The organism is Microbacterium sp. A93 (assembly GCF_051842835.1).
Genome location: NZ_JBPXMT010000006.1, coordinates 205275 through 229511 on the forward strand (window position 1 = coordinate 205275; position 24237 = coordinate 229511).

Below are 24237 nucleotides of genomic sequence, written 5' to 3' on the forward strand. Positions count from 1 at the left end.
GAAACCCTAGTCGGATCCCGGTAGTGTTGCGATGGTCACAACATCACAGTTTTTTGGACAAGGCATCGAGGGTGGTTCAGTCATGGCGGACGTCCGCGGACACGTCGTTGAAATCCAGGACATCAACGAGGACGACCTGGTGGTCACCCGGCCCCAGACCTCGGCCGCCGGCCTCAAAGCCGTCGGGGTGTCCTTCGAGCGTGGCCTGACGCAGGCCGGGGTCAGCCGGACCGTCCGGTCCATGTACCGCGTCAACCAGCCGCAGGGTGTGGACTGCCCGGGCTGCGCGTGGCCCGAGTCGATCACCGGGGACCGCAAGAAGATCGAGTTCTGTGAGAACGGGGCCAAGGCCCTGGCCGAGGAGAACACCACCCGCGTGGCCACCCCCGAGTGGTGGGCGGCGCATCCCATCTCGGTGTTGAGGGACAAGACGGAATACTGGCTGGGGCAATCCGGGCGTATCACCCACCCGATGATGATCCGTGAGGGCGAGACGCACTACCGGCCGATCAGTTGGTCCGAGGCCTTCACCACGATCGGGCAGCACATCCAGGCCACCACACCGGACCGTTGCACGTTCTACACCTCGGGGCGGACCCCGAACGAGACCGCCTTCATGTACCAGCTGTTCGCACGCAGCCTGGGCACCAACAACCTGCCGGACTGCTCCAACATGTGCCATGAGTCCTCGGGTACGGCCTTGAACCCCACCATCGGGATCGGCAAGGGCACCGTCTCCCTGGAGGACATCGAGCACTCCGAACTGGTCTTCGTGGTCGGTCAGAACCCCGGCACCAACCACCCCCGCATGCTCGGCTCGTTGGCCGAATGCCGCCGGAACGGCGGCACCGTCGTGGCCGTCAACCCCCTGCCCGAGGCCGGGCTGCTGCGCTTCAAGGATCCGCAGACACCCCAGGGTCTGCTGGCCGACGGCGAGCGCATCAGCGATGAGTTCCTGCAGATCAAAGTCGGCGGAGACCAGGCCCTGTTCCAGGCGCTGGGCCACCTGCTGCTGCAGAAGGAGGCCGCGGCCCCCGGCACCGTTCTCGACCGGGAGTTCATCGAGTCCGAGACCTCGGGCTTCGCCGACTACGCCGCCGCCCGCGAGCACCTCGACTGGGACGAGATCGAGACCGCCACGGGGCTGCAGCGCTCCGAGATCGAGCACATCGGTGACCTGCTGGCCGCCTCCAAGGCCACGATCTTCTGCTGGGCCCTGGGCATCACCCAGCAGCCGCACTCCGTGGACACCATCAAGGAGATCGTCAACCTGCTGTTGGCCCAGGGCAATTTCGGCAAGCCGGGCGCCGGCGCCTGCCCGGTGCGAGGCCACTCCAACGTCCAGGGGGACCGCACCTTCGGGATCTGGGAGAAACCGACAGAGGACATGCTGCAACGGTTGGACACCGAGTTCGGGATCACCTCCCCGCGCGAGCACGGCTATGACTCCACCGAGTCCATGATCGAGATGGCCCGGGGGGAGATCGATGTGTTCGTGTCCCTGGGCGGGAACCTGGCGTTGGCGAACTCGGACACGGCCCATATGGAGGCCGGACTGCAGCGCACGGGACTGACCGTGCACATCTCCACCAAGCCGAACCGCTCCCACGTGGTGCACGGCAAGACCTCGATCATCCTGCCCACCCTGGGGCGGACCGACCGGGATGACAAGCACCCCGGGGGAGCCCAGTTCCTCTCCGTGGAGAACTCGATGTCCGTCATCAGCTCCACCCAGGGCCGGCTCGAGCCGGTCTCGGACCATCTGCTGGCCGAGCCGGTGATCATCGCCCGGATGGCGGAGGCGGTGCTGGGCCCGGACCACCGGGTGGACTGGAAGGGGATGGCGGACGATTACGACGTCATCCGGGACCACTGCTCCCGGGTCATCCCCGGCACGGAGGACTTCAACCGCCGGGTGCGCGAGAAATACGGGTTCGTGTTGCCGAACCCGCCGCGGGACCGCCGCCAGTTCGCCACGGCCCAGGGAAAGGGCCAGTTCACGGTCCGCCCGCTGGAGTACCTCGCTGCCCCGGAGGGCTACCTGGTGCTGCAGACCATGCGCTCGCACGATCAGTACAACACCACGTTCTACGGCCTGGATGACCGGTACCGCGGCATCTCCGGCGGGCGTCGCGTGATCCTGATCCATCCCGAGGACCTGGTGGCCTCGGGCTTCGCCGACCGGGAACTGGTGGACGTGGTGTCCTCCTTCAGCGGCGAGGAACTACGCGCCGAGAAGTTCCGGCTGGTCTCCTATCCCACCGCCCGGGGATGCGCGGCCGCCTACTTCCCGGAGGCCAACGCGTTGGTCCATCGGAACCTGGTGGCCCGTGAATCGAACACGCCGGGCTTCAAGGCGATCATGGTCCGCTTCGAACGCCGGACGGACGGGATGGAGAACCGAGAAGAGGTCAGCTCCCTGCTCGAGCAGGTGTGATGATGGTCCGATGACCGCAACTCTCGTGGCCCACGGCCTGGCCGGCGGGTACGGCCATCGGGCCCTCTTCGAATCACTCGACCTGACCGTGGCCCCTGGCGACGTCATCGGGGTCGTCGGCGCCAACGGCGCGGGGAAGTCCACGCTGCTCCGGCTGCTCGCCGGCCTCGACGCCCCGCAGTCGGGCACCGTCTCCCTGTCACCGGCGAATGCCTTCGTCGGCTGGCTGCCGCAGGAGCATGAGCGGGTGGACGGGGAGTCCGTGGCCGGGTATATCGCCCGGCGCACCGGGTGCGCCGCCGCGGGCAGGGACATGGAGGCCGCGGCCGAGGCCCTCGGAGAACCCGGGGGAACCGGACCGGACGACGGCGACCCCGCCGAGATCTACTCCGATGCGCTGGAGCGGTGGCTGGCCAGCGGCGCCGCCGATCTGGACGAACGCATCCCCGCCGTGCTCGCGGACCTCGGCCGCGACCTCGGCCGTCCCGACATCGAGCAGACCCTGATGACCTCGTTGTCCGGAGGGCAGGCCGCCCGGGTGGGATTGGCGGCACTGCTGCTCTCGCGGTTCGACATCGTGCTGTTGGATGAGCCCACCAATGACCTCGATCTGGAGGGCCTCGAGCGGCTTGAGGCCTTCGTCCGTGGGCTGCGCGGGGGTGTGGTGCTGGTCAGCCATGACCGCGAGTTCCTGACCCGGTGTGTGACGGGCGTGCTCGAGCTCGACCTGGCGCAGGGCTCGAACCGGCTCTACGGCGGAGGCTACGAGTCCTACCTCCAGGAGCGCGCGACGCTCCGCCGCCAGCAGCGGGAGAAGTATGAGGACTTCGCCGAGACGAAGGCCGACCTCGTCTCGCGGGCCCGGACCCAGCGGGAATGGTCGAGCCAGGGCGTGCGGAACGCCCTGAAGAAGGCGCCGGACAACGACAAGATCCGCCGGCGGGCGTCGACCGAGTCCAGCGAGAAGCAGGCCCAGAAGGTGCGCCAGATGGAGAGCCGGATCGCGCGGCTGGACGAGGTCGAGGAACCGCGCAAGGAATGGCAGCTGAAGTTGAGCATCGGGGCCGCACCCCGGTCCGGTGCGGTCGTGGCGACCCTCAACGCGGCCGTACTGCGGCAGGGCACCTTCACGCTCGGGCCCGTCTCACTGCAGGTGAACGCAGGGGAGCGGATCGGGATCACCGGGCCGAACGGTGCCGGGAAGTCCACGTTGCTCCGGGCCCTGCTCGGACAGCAACCACCGGACGCGGGGAGCGCGACCCTCGGCACGGGCGTGGCGATCGGGGAGATCGACCAGGCGCGTTCCCTGCTCTCCGGCGAGCAGACCCTGGCCGCCGCCTTCGAAGCACTCGTCCCGGACACACCCCAGGCCGAGGTGCGCACGCTGTTGGCCAAGTTCGGTCTCAAAGCCGATCACGTGAACCGGGCCGCCGGCGAGCTCTCGCCGGGGGAGCGGACCCGCGCCGGACTGGCCCTGTTGCAGGCCCGCGGCGTCAACCTGCTGGTGCTGGACGAGCCGACGAACCACCTTGACCTTCCGGCCATCGAACAGCTGGAACAGGCGCTGGAGTCCTACGAGGGAACGCTGCTGTTGGTCACGCATGACCGCAGGATGCTGGCCACGGTCCGGACGGACCGTCGCTGGACCGTGCAGGCAGGGCAGGTCGCCGAGCTCTGATAGCGAGGGTCCCCGGCCGGAACCGTGAGGCCGCGGGGTGCGCCAGGCCTGGGCATCGACTTGATCCTGTGGATAACCGGACAACATGTCCGGAGGGCAGGAGATGGTGGGTTCATGAACACGACACCCATTGCGGACCAAGCCCAGAAGATCATCACGAACGCGTCAATGGACATCCTGAGTCCTCGGGACGGTGAATGCGTACTCTGTTTCACGGACCGCCAGCTTGAACAATTCGGTTGCCACAACACGTTGCGTTTCGCCCTCGCCTATCGGGACCTGGTGGCACCGCGGGCCACCGCCTTGGACAGTAGGCTCGGAGCCAAGGGCGGCTACTGTGATTGCGAGATATTTCTCAACGCCTATCAACCGGTTCGGCGCTTGTGGTCACCGGAGCGGAGGGTCTGGAGCGAGGCCGGGGGCGAGGAGTTCATCGATGCCATGCCTCCTGAACATATGCCGGCCTGCGCCGGTGTCCGCAAAGGATCGACACAACCCTGTGCTCATTGGGGGCCGGTGCTCCATTGGTAGAAGCCACCCTGACCGCTGGGCCTGGAAAGCGGCCTCGGTGGCGAGATCACGGCGAATTCGGCGACAACGCGTCTGCTGGGTCACCAGGGTGGTTCCCTGGCAACCCGACAGGCAGGATGGTTCAATGGGCGATCCGAATCAGAAGCTGTCCCCCACCGACGTCGCCGAGGCCGGCCTGACCGACTGGCGCCACAGCGGCGAGACTCTCACCGCCCGGTTCTGCTCCAGGAAATTCGCCACTGGACTGGACCTGGTGAACCGGATCGGTGCATCAGCCCAGCATGCCAACCACCTTCCTCCTCCCGCCCTGATGATCACTGCGGGCCTCGTCCAGCGGCTGCTGCCTGGTGACATCGACTCCGGACCGGTCCGCCGAAGGGCCGCACAGGTCATCACGGCGGCCTCCGTCGGCGTCGGCCTGGCCGCAGGGCTCTCGTTCGTGGCCCATCGCACCACCGTGAACCCGGTGACCCCGGAGCGGGCCACCGCACTGGTCACGACCGGCGTGAACGGCATCAGCCGCAACCCGATGTACCTGTCGATGGCCGGGATCCTGGGTGCGCAGGCGATATACCGGGCGAGTCCGCTGGCGTGGCTCCCGGTCGGGATATTCGTCATCGTCATCGACCGGCTCCAGATTCGGCCGGAGGAGCGGGCGCTGCGGGTCCTGTTCGGGGAGGAATACGAGGCGTACTGTGTCCGGGTTCCCCGCTGGCTCGGTGCGCCGTCCTGGACTACGTCCGCCGGACGGCGACCCATGCTAAGGTCCCGGTCTGATGACTGAGAACCTGCCGTCCTGCCCCGAATGCGCCGAGGCCTACACCTACGAACAGGGTGCCCTGCTGGTGTGCCCGATGTGCGGCCACGAGTGGACCGCCGCCGCGGAAGTCTCCGCTGGCCCCGAGACCACGGGGGAGGACGCCGCCGAAGGACCGCCCGTGGTCAAGGACTCCGTCGGCAACCCGCTGGCCGACGGGGACACCGTGACCGTGGTCAAAGACCTCAAGGTGAAGGGCGGTGGTGGCTCCATCAAGGTCGGCACCAAGGTCCGCGGCATCCGCCTCATCACGGACGGTGTCGGCGACCATGACATCGATGCCACGGTCCCCGGCTTCGGCCGGATGCAGTTGAAGTCGGGCGTCGTCAAGAAGGTCGTCTGATCACCAGGCAGAGCAAGGCAGGGCAGGGCAGGCTGGCAAGCTGGCAGGCTCCGGATCCTGTCCCCTCCTGCCCGCACTCTCTCAGGGGCGTTCGTCGGCCGGGTCCCCGGAGACCGGCAGTCCGGCGGCCTCCCAGGCCTCATAGCCGCCGACGATGTCAGTGGCTCGGTGTAGGCCCATCTGCCGCAGACTCCACGCCGCGAGCGAGGACGAGTAGCCATGCCGGCAGAACAGGATGTACCGCGCGTCCCAGTCCGTGGCCTCCGGGATGCGGTGGTGGAAGTCCGGGTCGAGGCGCCACGGCAACACCGTCAGGTCGATGGCCAAGGCTCCGGGGATACCGCCGGAACCCGTTCCCGTGCCGGTCCCAGCGCCGGTCCCAGTATCAATACGCGCGCCCGTTCCGGCGTCGGCGCGGTGCAGTGCGGTGCGGACATCGATCAGCACGGCCCCGGCGTCCTGCTCTGCGAGCGCCTGCTGGGGAGTCAGCCGGTCCAGGTGCGCGCGCACCCGGTGCAGCAGGGCCATCGAGCCACGCTCCCGCCTCGGGGTGACAGGCGCCGTGGCCACCGCCGCCTCCTCGGCCCCCTGCACCGGCACTCGCGATTCAGCCGTCGTGGCGGAATCCGATCTTGACGGTCACCTGCCAGTCCTGGACCTTTCCGTCCGCGAGGTGGCCGCGGACCGACTGGACCTCGAACCAGTCCAGGTTGCGCACCATCTTGCCGGCTTCGGCAACAGCATTGTCGACGGCTGCCTCGATGCCGTCGGATGAGGTGCCGACGATCTCGCTGATGTTGTAGACATTGTTGGCCATGGTGTCCTCCGTGGGATCGGCCCCGCCGTGGGGCGGGAGCGGGTCCCAGCAGGCTACGGCCGACCACCGGCCCGTGGACACCCCCGGTACACCGCGGGGGTGCCGGCCGGGCCGAGGTCGAGGTGCAGGTCCTAGGCCAATTGGCGGACCGACTGCACCGCATCGACGAGGGCCTCGGCCACCGCGTCCACCTCGTCCCCGGTGGACTCCGGTCCGAAGGTGAAGCGGACCGCCGTTCGAGCCAGGTCCTCGGCCATCCCCAGGGCCGTCAGCGCCAGCGGGGGCTCGTCCGAGCCGGCGGCGCAGGCGGAGCCGGAGGAGCAGACCACGCCCCGGCGCTCCAGTTCCAGCAACACGGTCTCGCCGCCGGTGCCCTCGAACACCCAGGAGGAATGTGCCGGCAGCCGGAGCCGGGCGGAACCAGTCACCGTGGCACCCGGCACCCCCGCGAGGACTGCGGCGGTGAACCGGTCCCGCAGCGGGGTCATCCGCTCGGCGCTGGACGGGCGCTCCGCCTCCGCTGCGGCGAGTGCTGCCGCCAGGGCCACGGCCCCCGGGACGTTCTCGGTGCCACTGCGCCGACCGCGTTCCTGGCCCCCACCGTGCAGCACCGGTTCCAGGGGGAGCCGGCCACGGGCCCACAACAGGCCGATCCCCTTGGGGGCACCGACCTTGTGTCCGGACAGGCTCAGGGCGTCCACACCGAGCGTGGGGACGTCCAGGGGGAGCCAGCCCGCCGCCTGGACGGCGTCCGTATGGAAGGGCACGCGGGCCCGGCGGGTGACGCGGCTGAGCTCGGCCAACGGCTGGACGGTGCCGATCTCGTTGTTGGCGTACTGCACCGAGACCAGGGTGGTGTCCGGTCGCACCAGGGTGGACAGCTCCTCCGGGTCGATGATCCCGTCGGCGCCAGGGTGCAGGTAGTTGACCTCGAAGCCGTGCACGCGCGCAAGATAGTCCACCGAGGCCAGCACGGCCTCATGTTCCAGCGGGCTCGTGATCACGTGCCGTCCGCGGGGGCGGCCGAGGGCGAGGCCTTTGATGGCCAGATTGTCCGCCTCCGTCCCGCCGCCGGTGAAGACCAGTTCACCGGCCCGGACCCCGAGGAGCTCGGCGATCGAGCTGCGGGCGGCGTCCAGCCCGGCCGCTGCCTCCTCACCCACCGTGTGATGGCTGGAGGGGTTGCCGAAGCGGCCGGTGAGATAGGGCCACATCGCCTCCAGGGCCTCGTGCCGGACCGGTGAGGTGGCGGCGTGGTCGGCGTAGATCATGGGGCGGTGTCCAGGCCGAGGTCCAGCGCGCGGGCGGCGTGGGTCAGGGCTCCCACCGAGATGATGTCCACCCCGGTGGCGGCGATCGAGCCCACGGTGTCCAGATCTACCCCGCCGCTGGCCTCCACCAGGGCCGCCCCGCGGATCAGGGTTACCCCCTGGCGCAAGTCCTCGACGGTGAAGTTGTCCAGCATGATCGTGTCCACGCCGGCGGCCAGGACGTCTGGGATCTGGTCCAACCGGTCCACCTCGACCTCCACGTGGGCGGTGTGCGGCAGCCGGGACCGCATCTGCACGAGTGCCTCCGTGACGGTCAGGCCGGCGGCGAGCACCGCCGCGAGATGATTGTCCTTGACCATCACTGCGTCGGACAGGCTCATGCGGTGGTTGTGCCCACCGCCGTCCCGGACCGCCTGCCGCTCCAGCAGCCGCAGGCCGGGGGTGGTCTTGCGGGTGTCGACGATCCTCGCCCGGGTCCCGGCAGCGGCGCGGACGTAGCGGGCCGTCTGGGTGGCGATGCCTGACATCCGCTGGATGAGGTTCAGCCCGATCCTCTCGGCGCGCAGGATGCCGCGCGCCGGACCGGAGACCTCGGCCAGCACCTGACCCGTCTCGAAGGAATCGCCGTCAGCGGCCAGCAGGGTGACCCGGATGGTGGGGTCCACCAGCTGGAAGGCGGCGACGAAGACACCGGCCCCGCTGAAGACCCCCGCCTCGCGGGCCACCAGCCGGGCCTGGAGCACGGTCTCCACGGGGACCAGGGCCTCTGAGGTCAGGTCGCCCCACGGGGCATCCTCCTCGAGTGCCGCTGCCACGATACGTTGGACGGGTACCGGAACCGCGGGGACGCTCGCTGCTGCTGCTGCTGCTGCTGCCGCTGCCGCTGCCGCTGCTGCCGACGCCGTTATCCCGCCTCCAACCACCGGTGCCGACACGCTCATGCTGCCACCACCGGGGGCTTCGAGGCGGTCGGGACCACGGAGAGCATCCGCTCCAGGGCCACCCGCGCCGGTTCGGCCACGCCGTCCGCCACCGTGATCCGGTTGACCACCTCACCGGCCAGCAGGGACTCCAGCACCCAGGCCAGGTAACCGGGGTGGATCCGGTACATGGTGGAGCAGGGGCAGATCACGGGGTCCAGGCAGAAGATGGTGTGCTGCGGGTACTGGGCCGCCAACCGCTGGACCAGGTTGATCTCGGTGCCGATCGCGAAGGTGGAGCCGGCCGGCGCGGCCTCGATCGCCTTGACGATGAAGTCCGTGGACCCGGCGGAGTCGGCGGCATCCACCACCGGCATGGGGCACTCGGGGTGCACCACCACGTGCACGTCCGGGTACTCGGCCCGGGCCCGGGCGATCTGGTCCACCGTGAAGCGCTTGTGGACGGAGCAGAAGCCGTGCCACAACAAGACCTTGGCCGCCTCCAGCTCCTCCTCGGTGTTGCCGCCGAGCGGCTTGCGCGGGTTCCACAGGGGCATCTGCTCGAGCCCGATCCCCATCGCCTTGGCGGTGTTGCGGCCCAGGTGCTGGTCCGGGAAGAACAGGACCCGCTGACCGCGTTCGAAGGCCCAGTCCAACACGGCCGCCGCATTCGAGGAGGTGCAGACGATCCCGCCGTGCTCACCTACGAAGCCCTTCAGCGCCGCCGAGGAGTTCATGTAGGTCACGGGGATCACGGGCACCCGCCCGGACTCATCCGGGCCGGACCCGTAGAGCTCCTCGAGCTGCTCCCAGCAGTCCATCACCGAATCGAGGTCTGCCATGTCCGCCATGGAGCAGCCGGCCGCCAGGTTCGGCAGGATCACGGCCTGATCGGGGGTGGAGAGCAGGTCCGCGGTCTCGGCCATGAAGTGCACGCCGCAGAACACGATGGCCTCGGCCTCCGGACGGGAGCGGGCGGCCTTGGCCAGCTGGAAGGAGTCGCCCACGAAGTCGGCGTGCGCCACCACCTCGTCCCGCTGGTAGAAGTGCCCCAGTACCACCACCCGGTCCCCGAGCTCCGTCTTGGCCGCGAGGATCCGCTCGTGCAGTTCGGTCTCGGTGGCCTCGGTGTACGACGCCGGCAACGCACCCTGGCGCGGAGTGGCACCCGGGAGGGGGTCGTCCTGGGAGGCACCCGGTCCGTAACCGGGCGCTGCCGGCGTCCCGTCCGGGCCGACGTCGTACTCCCACGGCCCGGACGTCAGGACGGGGGAACACGAGGAGCCGGCGGCGGACCCCGCGGTGGACCCTGCTGCGAGGAGCTTCAGGGTGCGGTCCACGGAGGCGTCGAGGGGCGGGGACAGGGGGGTGCTCATGAGCGGCTGCTTTCTGCGGTGCGGTATCGGAACAGTTTGGGTGGGCGGTGCGGGGTGCCCGTGAGCACCTCGCCGGTCTCGATGAGGTCGGGGGAGGTGGCCACCGAACGGCGGAAGTTCGCGGCGTCGAGGGCGTGACCGAGGATGGCCTCGTGGACCGAGCGGAGCTGGGAGAGCGTGAACGTCTGACCCAGGAACGTGTGGGCGATGTGCGCGTACTCGACCTTGGTGCGGAGCCGCTGCACCGCGTAGTCCACGATCGCGTTGTGGTCGAAGGCCAGGCGCGGCAGGGCGTCGGCGCGGAACCAGCGGACGTTCTCCCCGGGGGCGGCCCGTTCCACCTCGTCCGAGCGGACCAGGGCCGTGTAGGCCACGGAGACCACCCGTTCGGTGGGGGAGCGGTCCACGCGGCCGAAGGTGTAGAGCTGCTCGAGGAAGCTCGGATGCAGGCCGGTGGTCTCAGCCAGGGTCCGCGCGGCGGCCGCGTCCAGGTCCTCGCCGTCCGGCAGCCATCCACCGGGCAGGGCCCACTGGTCCAGATGCGGTTGGCGGGTGCGCAGCACGAACGGGGTCCACAGGGAGGGGGTCCCGCCGTCCTCCGGGCGCAGGGCGAAGATGACGGTTGAGACCGCGAGGCGCGTGGTCGAGTGGTCCACGGGAGTCTCCCTTCGACGTCCGTCCTTAGAGTCAGAATGACTTGAACACTTCTCAGAGCATACAGTCTTTCGGACCTTAAGTAGAGGGGTGGTTCGTGCTGGAATGAGGGTTGCCGTCGCCCCCTCGCCCGGCAGACCCACAACAGACCCACAGGAGGGCCACCATGGACGGATCGGCTGACGTGATCCGTGCCGTGGACTGGGACGCGGTGCCGGCCGGACTGGACGGTGTGGCGGCAGAGCTCCGGTCCATGCGGTCGGCCTCCGGGGACCCCTCCTATGCCGAGATCGTCCGCCGGATCGCCCGGGGGCGGGCCTCCCGAGGGGTCCCGGACCACGAACGGCGGATCCCACGCAGCACGGTCTATGACTGTTTCCGTGACGGCCGCCGTCGCCTGGATGTCGACGCCGTCGGGGAGATCGTCCTGGCTCTGGGCCTGCCGTCCGAAGCGGTGGACCGGTGGTCCCGCCGGGTGCGCCAGGCGCAGGCAGCGGCCGCCGACGCCTCCATCACCGTGGTCCTGGACGGCGCCCCGTCCCCGGTGCCCTATTTTGCCGGCCGTCACCCAGAACGGGCGGCCCTGGCCAGGTCCCTGGACGCCCCCGATGCGCGGATCTGGATCACCGGGATGGCCGGCAGCGGCAAAACCCAGCTGGCGCTCGCCGCCACCCAGCAGATCCATGCTGCCGCGCGGGAGACGGGCGGGCCAGACCGGGGACTGTTCATCGACCTGCGCGGACGCCCCGTGGATTCCTCCCCGGTGGACCCGGCGGCGGCGCAGCGGGCGGTTCTGCGTGCGGTGGGTCAGGATGACGTGGGGAGCACTCGGGAGCGCGCGGAGCGTCTGGTGGACTCCCTCCGGGAGGCGGGGCGGATCCTCGTGCTGGACGATGCGGTGGACGAGGCTCAGATCCGGGCCATCGTGGGGTCCGGGGCCGGCTTGCCTTCTGGGCCCGGCGGTCCGGGGCGGATCGTGGTGACGAGCCGGTCCCGGCCCGAGGCTGACGCCGAGGGGTGGAGCCTCATCGCCCTGGAGGGGATGGGCTCGGAGGACGTGGCTGCGGTGCTGGAGAACTTCATGCGGGCCGCGCAGGCACCGGGCGGCCCGGGCCCCGATGCGCCGGCGGAGCTTGCTGAGAGGCTGACCCGGGTCTCCGGCGGCCTGCCACTGGCCGTCGCCCTGGTCGGGGGCCGGATGGCGACCCGCCCCGAGTGGACCCTGGCCGAGCATGTCGACCTGATGGAGGACGGGGTCGCGGCCGCCCGCCTGGACGAGGAGCTGCGTGGCGCCCTGACGCTGTCCTACGCGGACCTGCCGGAGGAGGCGGCGCGCCTGTTGCGTGTCGTCGCAGACCTGCCGTTGGCCGAACTCGACATGAGCGCCGCCGCAGCCGCCCTGGAGGTCTCCGAGGACCGGGCGGCCGAGCTGGCCCGGCAGCTGGCGGTCCGAGGCCTCGCGGTCCACCGCCGCCACGGCCGGATCACCCTGCATTCCCTGGTGCGGGCCTCCGGTCGTTCCTGGGCCCGGGGGACAGACCCGCCGCGCGTGCGCCGGGAGGCCTTCGGCAGGGTCGCCCTCCAGGCCGCCCGCCGGGTGTGGCACGCCTATGCCGTGATCGCCCACAGCATGGATGATGTACCGCGGAAGACCGACTTCGTCTACCCGGGTGCCGGCGCCGACACCGATACCGCCCCCAACGCCGGCCCCGTGACCGGTGGCGGGGACGCCGAGCAGGCCGGACGGTGGCTTCAGGCCGAGCTGGACTCGCTGTTGACCCTGGCGCATGCCGCCCCCGAACAGGGCCACCCGGAGCTGCTCTTCCGCCTCTCCGAGGGGCTGAGCTGGTGGATGAACCTCGCCGGCCACCACAACGAGGCCCTGCGCCTGCATGAGGCCGCCGCCGACGTCGCCGTAGAGGTGGCAGATGCCGATGCGCTGGCCATGGCCAGCCTGGACGCCGGCCAGCTGCTGGCCCAGCGCGACCGGCCGGAGGAGGCCCTGCGGCATTTCCGCCGGGCCACCCGACTCGTCGCGGAGGCCGGCGGCCTGTCTGATCCGGGTGTGCTCGGGGTCATCCTGAACATGACGGCACTGCTGGAGATCCGCCGGGGGAACCTGGACCGGGCCGTCCGGGACCTGAACCGCGCGGTGGCGATCCACCGGGAGCGGGGTGAGGCCGCTCGCCAGATGAGCGCCCTGGTCAACCTGGGCACCGCCCTGGACACGGCCGGCCGCTTCGAGGAGGAGGACGAGGTCATCCGCTGCGGACTCGAGCTGGCCCGGGAGCACGGGCACGGCCTGTTCATCGCCAACTTCCTGGTCAACCGCGCCCATCTGCGGCTGTCCCAGGGGCGGTCCGAGGAGGCGCTCGCCGATGCGGACCGCGGGGTCCAACAGGCCGAGGCCGTGGGCAGCCCCTATCTGATGATCGACGGCGACGGAACCGCGGCCCGCGCCCTGCACCGGCTGGGGGACCGTGCGAGGGCCTTCCGGCGCAGCACCCGGGCGCTGGAATCCGCCGAGACCTTGGGCAATGACCTGACCACCGCCGAACAGTTGGTGGTGGCGGCGGAACTGGCGGACGGCCGGGGGCTGCCGGAGGAGGCCGTGACGATGCTGGACCGCGCCGAGGGACTGCTGGCCGCCGCCAGTGACCACGTCCTGCGTGGCCGGATCTGGCGTCACCGCGGGTACCTGTGCCACGAGCAGGCCGAGCGGTCCCGGTGGCTGGCAGCGGCGCTGGTGGAACTGGAGAGGGCTGGGGCCCATGAGGCGGCCGTGCTCCGGGCGGCCCTGGAGGAGGCCCTGGATGGCGACCTGGAGGAGGGGGCGGAACAACGGACCTGATCCCCGTCCGGACTTGTCCGGACGGGTGGCTGACCACGAAAGGTCCCGCCATCCTGTGGGCAGGGTGCATGGCCACCAGGGCATCGCACGAGGGACTACCGAGGACGCATCATGACATCGCACGGCACTGCAGACGGGTCGAGGTACGCGGAGCTCCGCCGGGCTGGCGCGGGTGGAGCACGACGGCGGGCGGCGGGCTTGGTCTCGGCCCTCGCCCTGGCCTTCTCGCTGGTGGCGACGGGCGTGGCTCCGGCTGCTGCAGCGCCACCGGATCCGCCGGCCGGCACCGAGGCGGGCCCGGTGCCCGGAACGGTGGAACTGCAGGAGCTGGGGGAAGCGCAGCAGCGGCCGGATGTCGCGCCCCATCCCACCGCGAACGACGCGGACATCTACCTGGGGGCCACCTCGGTCTCCGTCTGGGACATCGCCCGGCAGGGCATGGAGGTCTTCGGCTGGGGGTTCGCCCCGGGACAGCAGGTGACCGTCTGGCTCAACGGCTCGGCCGTCGGCCAGGTCCCCGTGGACGCCGCCGGCGAGGTCGGCTTCAGCTTCACCGCGGAGTTGCCGGCCGGACAGCACCGCGTCCGGCTGACCCACGGGGAGGACTCCGCGGAGGCCGTGCTGACGGTCGTGGCAGACGGCGAGTGGTACACCGAGGACTTCGATCCGTATGTCTACACCGATGGCAGGGTGTTCACGCAGTCCCAGCTGGCGGCCACACCGCCGGAGTTCCTCGTCTATGACCTGCCGGACCGTGCCCCGGTGGACATCCTGGTCAACGGGGAACGGGTTCAGACGCAGATGACCAACTCGGTGGGCAAAGCCGAGTTCACGCTGACCTCGCCGCGCGCGCCCGGGACCTACGAGGTACGGTTCGACCATCCGGCCGGCGGGATCTCGGCCACGGCCGTGGTGGTCCCGGACTCGCACGGCACCGCGCCGGCGGCCGGCCGCTACGGCGGCAGCTCGCTGCAGACCCACTACGGCCGTGGCCAGGCGGACGATCCGCGGACGCGGGCGTTCTCCCTGGAGGTCTCGGCGGACGGCACGATCACCGGGGTGAACGGCGAGTACTTCTGGGTCTGCATCGGGCCGGTGGACGGCAGCCTGTTGGGATCAGGCACGAATGACTTCTCCGACTTCCCGATCCCGGCCACCCGGATCACCGCGGGCCGACCCTTCGAGATCACCTGGCATGACGGGGACTTCACCGTCTATGGCACCGTCCACGCCAACGGAACGGCCTCCGGCGACATCCGCTTCAACCATGGTGCCTGCGGGGCTTCGGTCCTCGACTGGTCGGTCCAACGCGGGGCAGCGTCTGGTGGGCTGACGGACGTGCCGGAGAACGCCTGGTTCTACGCCCCCGTGAACTGGATGGTCGGGCGCGGGATCACCACCGGTTTCACCGACGGCACCTTCCGCCCGAACCACCCGGTCACCCGCGGGCAGGCCGTGGCCTTCCTCTACCGCTATGTGGACGAGGACTTCACCGTTCCGGCCAGGTCGGGTCTGACGGATGTCCCGCCCGGCCACAACTTCTTCGAACCCATCAGCTGGGCCACGCAGAACGGCGTAGTCACCGGCTACTCGGACCACACCTTCCGGTCCGGGACCAACATGACCCGCGGCCAGGTCGCCGCCGTGCTCTACCGCCAGGCAGACCCGGACTACACCGCCCCGGCCACCTCAAAGCTCAAGGACGTGATCAAGGGCCAGACCAACTTCTACGAGGCCATCTCCTGGATGGTCCACGAGGAGATCACCACCGGCCGGGCCAACGGCACCTTCGATCCAGGGGCCAACGTCACCCGGGCCGAGTTCGCCGCCTTCCTCCACCGTTATCACGGGGTGATCGGCTGACTGACAAGGCGGCCTGAGGTGGTCTAGGCTGGGTCCCATGTCGCGCTCGAGTTTCCTGGGATGGCCGGTGATCCGGCAGTTCCTGGACGGCGACCGCCTCGGTCGCAGCTCGGCCGTGGTCTCGAAGAAGACCACCGAGATCACCCCGCGCACCACCACGGCGGACCGGACCGTGCAGAGCGTGTGCCCCTACTGCGCCGTCGGCTGCGGGCAGAAGGTCTTCGTCTCAGACGAGAAGGTCGTGCAGATCGAGGGGGACCCGGATTCCCCGATCTCCCGCGGCCGTCTGTGTCCCAAGGGCTCGGCATCCAAACAACTCGTCACCTCGGACACCCGGCAGACCACGGTCCTGTACCGCGCCCCACGCGCGAAGGACTGGCAGGAGATGGACGTGGAGACGGCCACCGAGATGGTGGTGGACCGCTTCCTCGAGTCCCGGAAGAACAAGTGGCAGGACGTTGATGACCAGGGCCGCCACCTCGGCCGCACCATGGGCATCGCCTCACTCGGCGGGGCCACCCTGGACAACGAAGAGAACTACCTGATCAAGAAACTCTTCACGGCGGCCGGGGCCATCCAGATCGAGAACCAGGCCCGTATTTGACACTCCGCCACGGTTCCCGGTCTGGGGACCTCCTTCGGGCGCGGCGGCGCCACCCAATCGCTGCAGGACATGGCCAACGCCGACTGCATCATCATCCAGGGCTCCAACATGGCCGAGGCCCATCCCGTGGGCTTCCAGTGGGTCACGGAGGCCAAGGCCCGCGGCGCCAAGGTCTTCCACGTCGACCCCCGGTTCTCCCGGACCTCGGCGGTGGCGGATCAGCACGTGCCGATCCGCGCCGGCTCGGACATCGTGTTGCTCGGCGCCCTGATCAACTACGTGATCGAGAACGAGCACTGGTTCCACGAGTACGTGGTCGCCTACACCAATGCCGCCTCGATCATCAACAAGGACTTCCGGGACACCGAGGACCTGGACGGGCTGTTCTCCGGCTTCGACCCGGAGACCGGCGGCTATGACATGTCCAGCTGGTCCTATGAACCGGAAGGGGACGATGGCGGCGCGGCGGCCGGGCGTGACGGCGCTGGTTCCGCAGCCGGGCACCCGGGCGAGGGGGCCGGCGTCGCGCAGGACGGGCCGGCCGAGCAGGACGGCGCGGAACAGACCACCGAGGCGGCGGGCGACCAGTACGGCATGGGCGGGCCCGAGCTGGACGTGAGCCGTCCGCGGCGGGACGAGACCCTGCAGCACCCGCGCTCGGTGTTCCAGATCCTCAAGCGGCACTACGCCCGGTACACCCCCGAGATGGTGCGGGACGTCTGCGGCATCAGCGTGGAGGACTTCGAGGTGATGGCCCGCGCCATCACCGAGAACTCCGGTCGGGAGAAGACCACCTGCTTCGCCTACGCCGTCGGCTGGACCCAGCACACGGTGGGGGCCCAGTACATCCGCACCGCCACCATCCTGCAGCTGCTGCTGGGCAACATGGGCCGCCCGGGCGGCGGCATCATGGCCTTGCGCGGCCACGCCTCCATCCAGGGCTCCACGGACATCCCCACCCTGTTCAACCTGCTGCCCGGCTACCTGCCGATGCCCACGGTGGAGAAGGAGAACCTGGGCACCTACCTGGACGGGATCGCGTCCAAGGAGCAGAAGGGCTACTGGGCCAACGCCGACGCCTACACCATCAGCCTGCTCAAGGCCTGGTGGGGGGAGTCCGCCACCGCGGAGAACGACTGGGGCTACGGCTACCTGCCGCGGCTGACCGGACCGCACGGGACCTACCAGTCGGTGGAGGGCATGATCGCCGGGGAGGTCGAGGGGTACTTCCTGCTCGGACAGAACCCCGCCGTGGGCTCGGCCAACGGGCGCATGCAGCGGATGGGCATGGCGAACCTCAAGTGGCTCGTGGTCCGTGACTTCCAGCTGATCGAGTCCGCCACCTGGTGGAAGGACGGACCGGAGATCGAGACCGGGGAGCTGAAGACCGAGGACATCGAGACAGAGGTCTTCTTCTTCCCGGCCGCCAACCACGTGGAGAAGGCCGGCACCTTCACCCAGACCCAGCGGCTCGTGCAGTGGCGGCATCAGGCCGTCACCCCACCGGGTGACGCGCAGAGTGAGCTGCAGTTCTTCTATGAGGTCGGTCGCCGCATCCGGGCCCGCCTGGCGGACTCCACCGACCCCCGTGACCGGCCGCTGTTGGACCTCACCTGGGACTACCCGGTGGACGAGCACGGGGAGCCGGACGGCGAGGCGGTGCTGGCGGAGATCAACGGGCGCTACGTCTCCGGTCCGAAGAAGGGCCAGCACCTGTCCACCTTCAACGAGATGACGGCGGACGGCTCCACCGCGGGCGGCTGCTGGATCTACACGGGCGTCTACGCGGACGGCGTCAACCACGCCGCGGACCGCCAGCCCGGTGGGGGATCGGGGCCGCAGAGCTCCGAATGGGGCTGGGCGTGGCCGGCCAACCGCCGGATCCTCTACAACCGCGCTTCCGCGGACCCGGAGGGCAAGCCCTGGAGCGAGCGCAAGAAGCTCGTCTGGTGGGATGCCGAGCAGGGCGCGTGGGTCGGCAACGACGTCCCGGACTTCCCCGTCAACCTGGCCCCCGGAACGCGTCCGGAGCCGGGCGCGGGTGGCCCCGCAGCCCTGGCGGGGGACGACGCCTTCATCATGCAGGCGGACGGCAAGGGCTGGCTGTTCGCCCCGAAGGGCATGGTGGACGGGCCACTGCCCACGCACTATGAGGCCCAGGAATCCCCGGTGCCCAACGCCATGTACACGCAGCAGCACAATCCGACCCGGGTCACCATGCCGCGCTCGGACAACTACAGTGCGCCCAGCGCGGGCCAGCCCGGCTCCGAGGTGTATCCGTTCCTGTTCACCACCTACCGGCTGACCGAACACCACACCGCCGGCGGGATGAGCCGGTGGCTGCCCTACCTGGCCGAGCTCCAGCCGGAGATGTTCTGCGAGGTCTCCCCGGAGCTGGCCGCCGAGCGCGGGCTGGAACCCTACGGCTGGGCCACCATCGTCTCCCCGCGGGCCGCGATCGAAGCCAAGGTGCTCGTCACCGAGCGCATGCGCCCCCTGCAGATCGGCGGGGCGGCCGGGGCCGGCGGGCAGACCGTGCACCAGATCGGCCTGCCGTATCACTGGGGCGTCGGCGGAAACGCCGTGGTCAGCGGGGACTCGGCGAACGACCTCATCGGTGTGACACTGGATCCCAACGTGCTCATCCAGGGCTCCAAGGTCGGCGCCTGTGACATCGTCCCGGGCCGCCGGCCGCGGGGCACCGAGCTGTTGGATTTCGTGGCCGGGTTCCAGCAGCGCGCCGGCCTGACGGTGGACAGCGGCAACGAGGGCGTCACGGGCAGCGGAGAGGACGCCGGGCCGGAGGCCGACCCGATGGCACCGGAATCGGTCACGTCCTCGAGGCGGCACCCGGATCAACCCGAGCCGCGGACCGGGCCGGACCCCGTGCCGGGCGCGGGGCCGGACATCAGGCCGACAACCGGGACGAGCAGGCCGGCCACCGAGCAGAGGAGGGACGACTAGATGGTGCACCTGACCCAGGGGCCGGACGCGGCCGTGGACGGCAACCCGACCGCGGACGCCGACTACGCACACCCGGAGTCCCGCAAGGGCTTCTTCACGGACACCTCCATCTGTATCGGCTGCAAGGCCTGCGAGGTCGCCTGCAAGGAGTGGAACCGGAACCCGGTCGACTCCACCTTCGCCCTGTCCAACTCCTCCTTCGACAACTCGGAGGGCCTGGGCGCAGACACATGGCGCCACGTCGCCTTCGTGGAACAGGGCCGCCAGCAGGTGGAGGCCGCCCGTGCCTCGGGACGCGCCCTGGTCAGCCTCGGGATGCCCGGGATCCGCCGGGCCGCCGGAGAAACCGGTCCGGGGCACGACGCCGGCCGCCCGGCTTCCGATGCGGCCGGCGGCTTCTCCGGTGCCCTCGGTGCCGCCGGCTCCGGTGCGGCGGGCCTGGCCCCGGCGCCCGAGTTGGGCGGACTGGACGTGCTGTCCTCCCTGGGGGGCCCGGTGGACTCCTCCGCCGTGGACACCACCCCGCCGGACACCCCCGAGTTCCGCTGGCTGATGTCCTCGGACGTCTGCAAGCACTGCACCAACGCCGGTTGCCTGGACGTGTGCCCCACGGGGGCGCTGTTCCGCACGGAGCACGGCACCGTGGTGGTCCAGGATGACGTCTGCAACGGCTGCGGCACCTGTGTGGCCGGATGCCCGTTCGGTGTGATCGAGCGCCGCTCGGACGGTATCGCCCAGCCCAAGACGGACCGGTCGCCGGCCCCGGGCGTGCACGCGGAGAAGCCGGCGAAGCCGACGAAGCCGACGAAGAACGAGAGCAAGACCAAGCGCAAGAACAAGAACACCGGCGTGGCCCAGAAATGCACCCTCTGCTATGACCGCATGACGGACGGCCAGACCCCGGCCTGCGCCCAGGCCTGCCCCACCACCTCCATCCAGTACGGTGAACGCGCGGACATGCTGGCCAGGTCCCAGGAACGGGTCGCCCAACTCCACGCCCAGGGGCGCACCGAGGCCCGCCTCTACGGCGCCAACCCGAAGGACGGTGTCGGTGGCACCGGGTCCGTGTTCCTGCTGCTCGATGAGCCCGAGGTCTACGGCCTGCCCCCGGACCCCCGGGTCCCCACCCGGGACCTGCCGCGGATGTACGCCCGCGCCGGGATCGCCATGGCCGGGATGGTGGCTGCCGCAGGGGTCGCGTTCCTGGCGGGAGGCCGCCGGTGACGACCTCCGAGTTCGACAGCTACCGCCCGCCCGAGGACCCGCGTCGGCGCCGCCGCGACCGTGCTGCCGGCGCCGGTGCTGGGGAATCCGGTGCCTCGGCCGGCGCCCGCCCCACGGGTCGCAGGCGCCGGGGCGGACTGGCCCCGTCCACCTCGGACGGTGGCCGCGAGATGGCCATGGTGCCGGAACCGGAGTTCTCCCGCACCGCAGCTGACACCGGGGCGGACTCCTACTACGGCCGGCCCATCGTCAAGGCCCCACCGTGGGACGAGCGCGTCGCGGCCTACCTGGTCTGCGGCGGCATCGCGGGCGGGTCCTCCCTGCTGGCCTTCGGCGCCCAGCTGACCGGCCGGGGGTTGCTGCGCCGGAACGCGAGGATCAGCGCCCTGGCAGCGGCCGGCATCGGGGCCGTGGCCCTGATCGCTGACCTCGGCCGGCCCGAGCGTTTCCTGAACATGATGCGCACCGTGAAGCTCACCTCGCCGATGAGCCTGGGCTCCTGGGTGCTGGTCGGCTTCAGCACCGGGGCCGGGGTGGCCGCGGCCGCCGAGGTGGACCGGATGACGGGCGAGGTCCTGCCCCTGGGGCCGCTCCGTGCGGTGTTGCGCGCGGTGGAGGCCCCCGCCGGTGGGGCGGCGGCCCTGCTGGGCGCGCCACTGGCCGGGTACACGGCGGTGCTGCTCTCCGACACGGCCATGCCGACGTGGAACGATGCGAAGGAGGACCTGCCGTTCGTCTTCGTCAGCTCCGCCTCCATCGCAGCCTCCGGTCTGGCGATGATCACCACGCCGGTGCGCGAGACCGCTCCCGCACGCACCCTGGCGGTGCTCGGGGCGGTGGCGGATGTGGTGGCCACCCGGACCATGGAGGCCCGGATGGACCCGGTCGCCGTGGAACCGTTGAAGACCGGCCGCCCCGGGATGCTGATGCGCTGGAGCGAACGGCTGGCGATCGCCGGCGGCGTCGGCACCCTGCTCGGGGGACGGAACCGGGTAGTGGCCGCCCTGTCCGGTGCCGCCCTCCTCACGGCCTCCGCGTTCACCCGCTTCGGGGTGTTCTACGCCGGCAAGGACTCCGCGCTGGACCCCAGGTACACGGTCGAGCCGCAGCGGCGGCGCCTGGCAGCCCGCCGTGCGGCCGGCATCACGGACGACTCGATCACGACCGTCCGCTGACGCCCGTGAGGTCCCCCGGTGAGGTGGATGCCGGGCGTAAGGTGTGGGCAACGTCGCCGTTTCTCGAGGGAACGGTCGAAGGAACGGTCGAAGGAATCCCATGACCCCGAAAGACCCCACCAGCCGGTTGAACCACCGCGTCATCGGCATCTGCATCGCGGCCGCGCTGGGCGGCTTCCTGTTCGGCTTCGATACCTCGGTCATCAACGGGGCCGTGGACGCCCTCTCCGAGCAGTTCGCCCTGGGCCCCGCGCTGACCGGTTTCGCCGTGTCCTCGGCACTCATCGGTTGTGCCCTGGGGGCCTGGTTCGCCGGTCCCGTGGCCAATCGCCTGGGCCGCGTCCCGGTCATGCTGATCGCCGCGGTGCTCTTCCTCGTCTCGGCGCTGGGATCCGGGCTGGCCTTCGGGGTCTGGGACCTGATCGCGTGGCGGGTGGTCGGCGGTCTCGGCGTCGGGGCCGCCTCGGTGATCGCCCCGGCCTACATCGCCGAGGTCAGCCCAGCCGCTGTCCGCGGCCGGCTCGGCTCGCTGCAACAGCTGGCCATCGTCACCGGCATCTTCGTGGCCCTGCTCTCCGATGCGCTGTTCGTCAACCTCGCCGGCAGTGCCTCCGAACCGTACTGGTGGGGACTGGAGGCCTGGCGGTGGATGTTCATGGCGGAGGCCGTCCCCGCCCTGGCCTACGGGCTCTTCGCGTTCCGGCTGCCCGAGTCACCGCGGTTCCTGGTGGCTCGCGGGGACCTGGACCGGGCCGCCCAGGTGCTCTACGACTTCACCGGGGTGGATCAGGTCAACCTGAAGATCCAGGAGATCAAGGACACCCTGGACTCGGAGCAACGCGAGTCCCTGCGGGATCTGCGGGGGACCCTCATGGGCCTGAAACCGATCGTGTGGATCGGCATCGCCCTCTCGGTGTTCCAGCAGTTCGTGGGCATCAACGTGATCTTCTACTACTCCACCACGCTCTGGCGCTCCGTCGGCTTCGGCGAATCCGATGCGCTGACCATCACGGTGATCACCTCGGTCACGAACATCGTGGTGACGATCATCGCGATCCTGCTGGTGGACAAGGTCGGCCGGCGCCCCATGCTCCTGGTCGGTTCCCTGGGCATGGCACTCTCCTTGGCCCTGATGGCCGTGGCGTTCTCCTTCGCGACCATGACCACTGCCGCTGACGGCAGCACGAGCGCCGAGCTGGGTGGGGCCTGGGCCACGGTGGCCCTCGTGGCGGCCAACGCCTTCGTGGTCTTCTTCGGCGCCACCTGGGGCCCACTCGTCTGGGTCCTGCTGGGGGAGATGTTCCCCAACCGCATCCGTGCCGGGGCGTTGGCCGTGGCCGCGGCGGCGCAATGGGCGGCCAACTTCGCCGTGTCCACCACGTTCCCGCTGCTGGCGGACGTGGGGCTGACCCTCGCCTACGGGCTCTACGCGGTGATGGCCGGCCTGTCCTTCCTCTTCGTGTGGTGGTTCGTGCCGGAGACGAAGGGCCGGGAGCTCGAGGACATGACGGACACGGTCAGCGTACGGAGATCCCGGCGCCGGACACCGTCTGACCGATGACCGGGTAGCCGGGGACCTCACCGACCACCAGCAGCCCGCCGGAGGTCTGCGCGTCGGCCAGCAGCAACAGGTCCTCCTCGGTGATCCCGCTACCGGGAGTGACGTGCGGGCGGACCCAGTCCAGGTTGCGGCGGGTCCCGCCGGAGACGTAGCCGTCCCGCAAGGCCTCGGCGGCACCCTCGATCAGGGGGACGGCCGAACGGTCGATCACGGCGCCGACACCGGAGGCCCGGGCCATCTTGTGCAGGTGCCCCAGCAGTCCGAACCCGGTGACGTCGGTGGCCGCGGTGGCCCCGGCGGCCAGGGCGGCGGCCGCGGCCTCACGGTTCAGGGAGACCATGGAATCCACCGCGGCCTGGGATACCTCGCCGGTCTGCTTGTGGCGGTTGTTCATCAGCCCGACGCCGATGGGCTTGGTGAGCGTCAGGGGCAGGCCGGCCTGGGCGGCGTCATTGCGCAGGAGCTTCTCCGGGTGCGCGGTGCCCGTGACGGCCATGCCATAGGTCGGCTCCGGGTTGTCGATCGTGTGGCCGCCGATCACGGGGATGCCGGCCAGCTGTGCCACGGCGAGCCCGCCGCGGAGCACCTCGGCGAGCAGTTCCATCGGCAGCACCCCGCGGGGCCAGCCCACCAGGTTGATGGCCACCACGGGCGTGCCACCCATCGCGTAGATGTCCGAGAGGGCATTGGCGGCGGCGATGCGTCCCCAGTCGAAGGCGTCATCCACCATGGGTGTGAAGAAGTCGGCGGTGGAGAGCACGGCCAGCCCGTCCTGGACGAGCACGGCCGCGGCATCGTCGCCGTCGTCCAGGCCGACGATGACCTCTGGATTCGTCTGTCCTCCCAGGCCTCGGACAGCCTGTTCGAGTTCGCCGGGGGGGATCTTGCAGGCACAGCCACCGCCGTGGCCGTACTGGGTCAGCTTGAACTGGGTGAGGTCCGCACGGGCATCCGTGGTCGTCGCTGCTGTGGGCTCCATGACGCCACCCTAGCCGCGTGCCACAGCCCGCGCCGCCCACGGGCCCGGGCTGCTGGTAGTTTCGTGCACGGAGGCGTCTGGCGTCCTGGTGGTCCCCCCGGTCTTCAAAACCGGTGAGACCGAGCATCTCGGTCTGGCGGGTTCGATTCCCGTCCGCCTCCGCCAAACGTCC

General features: G+C 70.3%; 17 protein-coding genes, 1 tRNA gene and 1 pseudogene. 12 read left to right on the top strand and 7 right to left on the bottom strand.

Annotation, left to right across the window (positions count from 1 at the left end; genetic code table 11):
- Window positions 1-82: 82 nt before the first annotated feature.
- The 5 genes from ACSU1G_RS16655 to ACSU1G_RS16675 all read left to right on the top strand — a co-directional run bounded on the left by ACSU1G_RS16655 (window position 83) and on the right by ACSU1G_RS16675 (window position 5806).
- Complete coding sequence (locus ACSU1G_RS16655) at window positions 83-2437, top strand: FdhF/YdeP family oxidoreductase (protein ID WP_439281083.1); 2355 nt, start codon at window positions 83-85, stop codon at window positions 2435-2437.
- Window positions 2438-2447: 10 nt separating this feature from the next.
- Entirely contained in the window at window positions 2448-4115 is a 1668-nt protein-coding gene (locus ACSU1G_RS16660) for an ABC-F family ATP-binding cassette domain-containing protein (protein WP_439281084.1), read from the top strand.
- Between the two features lie 114 nt (window positions 4116-4229).
- Window positions 4230-4646, top strand: a complete 417-nt coding sequence (locus ACSU1G_RS16665) for a DUF2695 domain-containing protein (RefSeq protein ID WP_439281085.1) — start codon at window positions 4230-4232, stop codon at window positions 4644-4646.
- 124 nt (window positions 4647-4770) lie between these two features.
- Window positions 4771-5430 carry a hypothetical protein gene (locus tag ACSU1G_RS16670; RefSeq protein WP_439281086.1) on the top strand — a complete coding sequence of 220 codons (660 nt, stop codon included), beginning with the start codon at window positions 4771-4773 and terminating at the stop codon, window positions 5428-5430.
- A complete protein-coding gene (locus ACSU1G_RS16675; protein WP_439281087.1) occupies window positions 5423-5806 on the top strand; it encodes a zinc ribbon domain-containing protein YjdM in 384 nt (127 codons plus the stop codon). Before ACSU1G_RS16670 ends, ACSU1G_RS16675 begins: the two co-directional genes overlap by 8 nt.
- Window positions 5807-5887: 81 nt before the next feature.
- On the opposite strand, the gene ACSU1G_RS16680 is transcribed toward ACSU1G_RS16675, so the two are convergent.
- From ACSU1G_RS16680 to ACSU1G_RS16705, 6 genes are all read right to left on the bottom strand, one after another.
- Entirely contained in the window at window positions 5888-6376 is a 489-nt protein-coding gene (locus ACSU1G_RS16680) for a rhodanese-like domain-containing protein (protein ID WP_439281088.1), read from the bottom strand.
- 37 nt (window positions 6377-6413) lie between these two features.
- Entirely contained in the window at window positions 6414-6623 is a 210-nt protein-coding gene (locus tag ACSU1G_RS16685; protein ID WP_439281089.1) for a dodecin, read from the bottom strand.
- Window positions 6624-6754: 131 nt separating this feature from the next.
- Window positions 6755-7894, bottom strand: a complete 1140-nt coding sequence (locus tag ACSU1G_RS16690) for a cysteine desulfurase family protein (protein ID WP_439281090.1) — start codon at window positions 7892-7894, stop codon at window positions 6755-6757.
- The gene (nadC, locus tag ACSU1G_RS16695) at window positions 7891-8835 is read right to left on the bottom strand and encodes a carboxylating nicotinate-nucleotide diphosphorylase (protein ID WP_439281091.1); all 945 of its coding nucleotides are present in this window, start codon (window positions 8833-8835) and stop codon (window positions 7891-7893) included. The genes ACSU1G_RS16690 and nadC overlap by 4 nt, the downstream gene beginning before the upstream one ends.
- Window positions 8832-10190: a quinolinate synthase NadA gene (gene nadA, locus ACSU1G_RS16700; RefSeq protein WP_439281092.1), complete on the bottom strand. Its 1359-nt coding sequence runs from the start codon at window positions 10188-10190 to the stop codon at window positions 8832-8834. The genes nadC and nadA overlap by 4 nt, the downstream gene beginning before the upstream one ends.
- On the bottom strand, window positions 10187-10846 hold the full coding sequence (locus tag ACSU1G_RS16705; protein WP_439281093.1) for an NUDIX hydrolase: 660 nt from the start codon (window positions 10844-10846) through the stop codon (window positions 10187-10189). The genes nadA and ACSU1G_RS16705 overlap by 4 nt, the downstream gene beginning before the upstream one ends.
- A 164-nt stretch (window positions 10847-11010) precedes the next feature.
- On the opposite strand from ACSU1G_RS16705, the gene ACSU1G_RS16710 reads away from it, so the two are divergent.
- The 6 genes and pseudogenes from ACSU1G_RS16710 to ACSU1G_RS16735 all read left to right on the top strand — a co-directional run bounded on the left by ACSU1G_RS16710 (window position 11011) and on the right by ACSU1G_RS16735 (window position 23086).
- Window positions 11011-13695, top strand: a complete 2685-nt coding sequence (locus ACSU1G_RS16710; protein ID WP_439281094.1) for an NB-ARC domain-containing protein — start codon at window positions 11011-11013, stop codon at window positions 13693-13695.
- 111 nt (window positions 13696-13806) lie between these two features.
- Window positions 13807-15558, top strand: a complete 1752-nt coding sequence (locus tag ACSU1G_RS16715; RefSeq protein WP_439281095.1) for an S-layer homology domain-containing protein — start codon at window positions 13807-13809, stop codon at window positions 15556-15558.
- Between the two features lie 37 nt (window positions 15559-15595).
- Window positions 15596-18955: pseudogene (fdh, locus tag ACSU1G_RS16720) on the top strand (formate dehydrogenase); the annotation flags it as partial.
- 171 nt (window positions 18956-19126) lie between these two features.
- Window positions 19127-20350 carry a 4Fe-4S dicluster domain-containing protein gene (locus tag ACSU1G_RS16725; protein WP_439281096.1) on the top strand — a complete coding sequence of 408 codons (1224 nt, stop codon included), beginning with the start codon at window positions 19127-19129 and terminating at the stop codon, window positions 20348-20350.
- Complete coding sequence (nrfD, locus tag ACSU1G_RS16730; RefSeq protein WP_439281097.1) at window positions 20347-21525, top strand: NrfD/PsrC family molybdoenzyme membrane anchor subunit; 1179 nt, start codon at window positions 20347-20349, stop codon at window positions 21523-21525. The genes ACSU1G_RS16725 and nrfD overlap by 4 nt, the downstream gene beginning before the upstream one ends.
- Before the next feature lie 100 nt (window positions 21526-21625).
- The gene (locus tag ACSU1G_RS16735; protein WP_439281098.1) at window positions 21626-23086 is read left to right on the top strand and encodes a sugar porter family MFS transporter; all 1461 of its coding nucleotides are present in this window, start codon (window positions 21626-21628) and stop codon (window positions 23084-23086) included.
- On the opposite strand, the gene selD is transcribed toward ACSU1G_RS16735, so the two are convergent.
- Entirely contained in the window at window positions 23043-24065 is a 1023-nt protein-coding gene (gene selD / locus ACSU1G_RS16740) for a selenide, water dikinase SelD (RefSeq protein ID WP_439281099.1), read from the bottom strand. The genes ACSU1G_RS16735 and selD overlap by 44 nt on opposite strands.
- Before the next feature lie 69 nt (window positions 24066-24134).
- On the opposite strand from selD, the gene ACSU1G_RS16745 reads away from it, so the two are divergent.
- Window positions 24135-24230 (top strand) — tRNA-Sec (locus ACSU1G_RS16745).
- The last annotated feature ends 7 nt before the right edge of the window (window positions 24231-24237 follow it).